The sequence below is a fragment of the Nitrospirae bacterium CG2_30_53_67 genome, assembly GCA_001873285.1.
Lineage (GTDB): Bacteria > CG2-30-53-67 > CG2-30-53-67 > CG2-30-53-67 > CG2-30-53-67 > CG2-30-53-67.
In genome coordinates this window covers 1-5,848 of the sequence record MNYV01000099.1, presented here as the reverse complement: position 1 = coordinate 5,848, position 5,848 = coordinate 1, and the positions used below count along the sequence as shown (strand labels likewise).

Annotated in this window: 3 protein-coding genes and 1 pseudogene; all 4 read right to left on the bottom strand. The window is 56.1% G+C overall.

Annotation, left to right across the window (positions count from 1 at the left end; all coding sequences use genetic code 11):
* A pseudogene (locus AUK29_06215) lies at nt 1-1,008 on the bottom strand (hypothetical protein).
* Nucleotides 971-2,605, bottom strand: coding sequence for a hypothetical protein (locus AUK29_06210; GenBank protein ID OIP63622.1), 1,635 nt, complete (start codon nt 2,603-2,605; stop codon nt 971-973). The pseudogene AUK29_06215 and the gene AUK29_06210 overlap by 38 nt, the downstream one beginning before the upstream one ends.
* A gap of 396 nt (nt 2,606-3,001) precedes the next feature.
* The gene (locus AUK29_06205; protein OIP63621.1) at nt 3,002-4,279 is read right to left on the bottom strand and encodes an adenosylhomocysteinase; all 1,278 of its coding nucleotides are present in this window, start codon (nt 4,277-4,279) and stop codon (nt 3,002-3,004) included.
* A gap of 290 nt (nt 4,280-4,569) precedes the next feature.
* The gene (locus AUK29_06200) at nt 4,570-5,757 is read right to left on the bottom strand and encodes a methionine adenosyltransferase (GenBank protein OIP63620.1); all 1,188 of its coding nucleotides are present in this window, start codon (nt 5,755-5,757) and stop codon (nt 4,570-4,572) included.
* Nucleotides 5,758-5,848: the final 91 nt, after the last annotated feature.

Sequence of the window (5,848 nt, the reverse complement as noted above, 5' to 3'; positions counted from 1 at the left end):
AAAGTCTACCAGTTCCCGCACAATTTCCGAGATCCGGTCGATATGTTTGCGAATCAGGCTGAGCCTTTCCTGACTCACAGGGTCGTCCGTCTTTCTCTGGATCAATTGAACCAGAGAAGAGATGGACGTGAGCGGATTCCCGACCTCATGAGCGATGCCGGAGGCCAGAAGCCCCACGCCGGCCATCTTCTCCTTTTGAATCAACTGGGCCTGTGACTCCTTGAGCTGAACCGTGGCCTCCTCGATCCTCTTTTCCAGATCCAGCTCGGCCTCCCTGATCTGCTCCATCCTCTGTTCCAGGGTAAACATCATGTTGTTGAAAAGTTCTCCCAACTCGGCCATGGAATCCTGGGTGGACAACTTGAACACGTCACAATCCTTGCAGTCATCCAGGAGACGGGCATTCTTCCCCACCACCTTCTCTCCGCAATGGGTGCCGGCGATTTGCCAGCAGCGGCGGTTCTTTGAACCATAGGCCGGACATCCCTCTCGGGTACAGTGCGTGTACTCCCAGCATTTCACCAGAAGGGGATTCTCAAAGCGGGTCTTGAAATCCTTGTGCTCTTCGGCCTCAAAAAAAAGCCGGGACATCTCGTTGACCACGCCTTCGAATTTAATGTAGCATTCCTTGTACTTGCTCTGGTCGCTGCTCTCCAGGATAAACATCATATTATTAAAGAGCTCGCCCAGATCGGATGCCGGTTCCCGTGTGGAGGCCTTGAAGACCTCACAGTCCTTGCAGTCCTGAAGGAGGCGGGCGCGGCTCCCCACAATCGTATCCCCGCAATGCGTCCCGGCGATCTGCCAGCAGCGTAAATTCTCGGCCCCATAGGCCGGGCATTCCCTGCGGGTACAGCCCGTCTTCTCCCAGCATTTGACCAGATGGGGATTCTCAAAGCGGGTCTTTAAATTCCTGCTCTTTTCGGTCTCGAAGAAGAGATGAGTGAGTTCGGTGATGGTCTTCTCAAGCTCAACGCCGTATTCCGTGTTCCTGAACTTCGCTCTCATGTCTCTTGATCCCCTTGCTTTGCAAAATAGATCGTATACATTGTACCCCATCCAGGGCTGAGCTGACAATCCCCCCGGCGTAACCGGCCCCTTCTCCCACGGGATAGAGCCCTTTCACGCTGATGGAGGCGTAATCTCCACCCCTGAGCATCCGCACCGGGGAGGAGGTCCGGGTCTCAATCCCGATCAGCACGGCCTCATCCGAGAGGAATCCTGAAATCCTGCGCCCCCATGCATAAAGGGCCCGCTTGAGACCCTGGGTGACAAAATCCGGGAGCAGCCCCATGAGATCCGCCGGGACCACGCCGGGACGATAGGTCACCGGAGGGAGCGCCGCAGATCTCTTGTCCCGCAGAAAGTCCGTGACCCGCTGCGCCGGGGCCGAATAATCCCCTCCCCCCATTTGAAAGGCGGCCTTCTCCATTCCTCGGAGAAAGGCAAGGCCGGAGAGCGGCTGAGAACCGCCGAAATCATCTCCATGAACGGTGACGACCAGACCGCTGTTGGCATGGCCGCTTGCTCTGTGATAAGAACTCATCCCGTTCGTGACCACGCTTTCCGGCTCTGCATTCGCCGCGATCACCTTCCCGCCGGGGCACATGCAGAAGGAATAAACCCCGCGGCCCAGAATCTTATCCCGGAAGGTCAAACGGTAATCCGCGGGGCCAAGGCGCCTGTGTCCCGCCCACCGGCCGTACTGCGCCCGGTCGATGATTTCCTGCGGGTGTTCTATGCGCAGCCCCACGGCCAGCGGTTTGGGTTCCATCCGGACCCCGGATCCAAGGAGTGCCTCAAGGGTATCCCCGGCCCCGTGACCCAGGGCGAGAATGACGGTATCGGTCTCGATCTCCTGCTGATGGTTGACGATGACGCCCCGCGCCACGCCGTCGGAAACCACGAGGTCCGTCATCCGGCTTTTGAATCGAACCTCACCGCCTGCGGATTCGATTTTTTCACGAAGGGTGACGATCACGCTCCTCAGCCGGTCGGTTCCGATATGCGGGTGGGATTCATAAAGGATCTCCGAGGGCGCTCCTGCATCAACCAGTTCCTGCAGAATCCAGGGGATCTCCCGGGCTCTCTTTCCGGTCGTGAGTTTCCCGTCCGAAAACGTCCCCGCTCCGCCTTCGCCGAAACAGACATTGCTGTCGGGGAGGAAAGCCCCTTCAGACCAGAAGGCCTGCACGTCCCCGATGCGTTCCTTCATGCGGCGCCCCCGTTCCAGGATGATGGGTTTCGCCCCGGAACGGGCGAGGATCAGGGAGGCAAAAATCCCCGCCGGACCGAATCCGATGACCACAGGCCTTGTTTCAAACCGGATGGGTCTTATGAGCGGGAAGACCGGTGAGGGTTTTGCGCGCTCGACCCGCACCCCGCCGGTTTCCCGGAATCTCCGGAGCAGGTTCTCCTCATCCGGAACGGAAATCTCTATCTGATAGAGGATCCGCACATCCTGACGCGCATCAATGGACCTGCGGACAATCCGGAAAGACATGATCTCGGCGAGGGGTATCTGCATGAGACCGGCCACAACCTGTTTCAGATCCAAGGCATCCTGGTCAGGCGTCAGCCGAATTTCACTCAGCAATAGAGACATGGTTTCCAAAGAAAGATAAAAAACCAAAGATCAAAATGCAAAAGTGGGTAAAAAGGGTTCGAGGATTCCAGGGTTCAAGGGGTCAAGTGAAATACTGATACCGGTAAACCGAGTACAAGAACGCAAGCAAAATCTTCAGAGAAAAACACTAAAACCCTTGACCACTGATGTTTTTAGCACTTCACTCGACCCCTTGAATCCTTGGACCCTCGGACCCTCAAGTCTTGAAAAGCACTTCACTTGACCCCTGGAATCCTTGACCCCTTGCCCCGTTAGAAGTTCCGTTCTTTACAGTATTCCTTGTGCTTTTTGATCCACTTTATTTATTTGTGAAACTTCTGACGGGGCTTGACCCCTGATGTTTTCACCCACTCTTTTGGAGATGATCCTAATTCTTTACGTCCCCATATCCCATGAAGAGAGATACTTTTTCTGTTCATCAGTCAGTTGATCGATGCTGATCCCCATGGTCTTGAGTTTCAGAGAGGCGACCCAGGAATCGATTTCCTTGGGAACATCGTAGACCTTCTTGCCCAGTTTCCCCTTGTTCTTCACGGCGTATTCCGAGGCCAGTGCCTGCGTGGAAAAACTCATATCCATGACGCACGCCGGATGCCCTTCCGCAGCCGAGAGATTGATCAGTCTCCCCTCGGCAAGGACGAAGATCTTTCTTCCATCGTCCATCATATATTCATCCACAAAGTTCCTCACACCCTCTCGGACCGTTACGGCCGTCTTCTTCAAGGCCACAAGATCAATCTCCACGTCAAAGTGGCCTGAGTTGCAGATCATACAGCCGTTCTTCATCACCTTGAAATGTTCCGCCCGGACCACGTGGATGTCACCGGTCAACGTACAGATCAGGTCGGCCCGCCGGGCCGCTTCAATCATCGGCATCACCCGAAAGCCGTCCATGGCCGCTTCAATCGCCTTGATCGGATCCACCTCCGTAACGATCACGTTGGCGCCCATGCCTTTGGCCCGCATGGCAAATCCCCTGCCGCACCAGCCGTACCCTGCCGCTACCACGGTCTTGCCGGCGAGGAGGATGTCCGTGGCGCGGATAATGCCGTCCACCGTGGACTGGCCGGTGCCGTAACGGTTGTCGAAGAGATGTTTGGTGTCCGCGTCATTAACCGCAATGATCGGGAAGAGAAGGGCATGGTCCCTCTCCATGGCCTTGAGCCGGATCACGCCGGTGGTCGTCTCCTCCATGCTCGCGACGATCTGCCCGGCCAGTTCCGGATGCCTGGAAAGGATCGACGAGACGAGATCCGCACCGTCATCCATGGTCATGTTGGGGCTGTGCGCCACGGCCGCCTCGATATGCCGGTAAAAGGTGTCCCGATCCTCGCCTTTCTTTGCAAAAACCGGGATACCGTATTCCTGAACAAGGGCCGCGGCCACATCATCCTGCGTGGAGAGGGGATTGGATGCGCAGAGCAGGAGATCGGCCCCGCCCGCCTTGAGCGTCCGGACCAGGTTGGCCGTCTCTGCGGTCACGTGAAGACAGGCCGACATCTTCATCCCCTTCAAGGGAAGTTCTTTTTCAAACCGTCTCCGCACCTCCCGGAGCACCGGCATATCCTGATCGGCCCACTCGATCCTTCGCTTTCCTTCCGCGGCGCGCTCCGGGGCCGCCACATCACACCTTGCTTTTATTTCCGTACTCATCACAACTCCTTCCTCTATTAAGGCTGCATATTGTCATTCTCCTCCTCCGGTTTGACCGGAGAATCCACCCTTCGACAGGCTCAGGGTGACAATTGTCATGGCGAGCTTGTCGAACCATGGATTGCCCGATCAAGCATGCCCTCCGATCCCACGATTAAGCTTGCCTTCCGACTTGATCGGAGGGTCGGGCAATGACGACAGCGCAGACAAGATAAGTATACTATGCAACGTTAAGAATAACATTTATGCCGCTTTAATTATGCAATGATATATATCTACTGCCTACTGTTTTACAGTCCCGCCAGCCGCCTCAACTCATCGGCCATGTCGGTCTTCTCCCAGGTAAAGCCGTCTCCTTTGCGCCAGAGGATCCCTTCGGGGCTTCTGCCGAAATGCCCATACGCCGCAGTGGCTTTGTAGATCGGCCGTTTGAGGTCGAGCTTTTTAATAATCTTGGCGGGACGCATATCAAAGAGTTTGCGTACCATCTCTACGATCTTCTGGTGAGGGATCTTCTCGGTGCCGTAGCCGTCGATATGCACGGAAACCGGCTGGGCCACGCCGATGGCATAGGCAAGCTGGATCTCGCATTTCTTGGCGATTCCCGCGGCCACAATATTCTTGGCGATATATCGGGCCATGTAGGCGCCGGAACGGTCCACCTTGGAAGGATCTTTGCCTGAGAAACATCCGCCCCCGTGGCTTCCCACGCCGCCGTAGGTATCGACGATGATCTTTCTCCCGGTCAGGCCGCAGTCCCCCTGAGGACCGCCGACCACGAAACGCCCGGTCGGGTTGATATGGTAAGTAATATTTTCCTCATCGAGCAGATCCGGCGGGATGACCGGTTTGATGACCTTCTCAATCATGTCTTCCCGAATCTCTTTGAGCGTCACATCCGGGCTGTGCTGCGTGGATATGACAATGGTATGTACCCGTTTCGGAGTCCCATTCTCATATTCCACGGTCACTTGAGACTTACCGTCGGGCCGGAGGTATTCGAGGACGTCCTCTTTGCGGAGTTCGGCAAGCTTCCGGGTCAGTTTGTGGGCCAGACTGATGGGAAGCGGCATATACTCCGGGGTCTCATTCGTGGCATAACCGAACATCAAGCCCTGATCGCCGGCCCCCTGCTCTTCTTCCTTTCCCCGGTTGACTCCCATGGCGATATCCGGGGACTGCTCCTGGATGGAGGTGACCACCGCGCAGGTCTCGTAGTCGAAACCGTATTTGGCCCGCGTATATCCCAGGTCCTTGATGGTCTCCCGCACGACCCTGGGAATATCCACGTAACAGGTCGTGGTGATCTCGCCGGCCACAAGGGCCAGCCCCGTGGTGACCAGGGTTTCGCAAGCCACATGGCCGTTCGGGTCCTGGTCCAGGATGGCATCCAGGATGGAATCGGAGATCTGATCGGCGATCTTGTCCGGGTGGCCTTCGGTGACGGACTCCGACGTAAACAGGTATCTCTCAGGCATAAGCATCTCCATTCAAATAGTAACTGTTAAAATTTCATCAACGAAAAAACCGGATACCCATCCAGTTTTTTCCTCCCGTTCAGAAACTGCA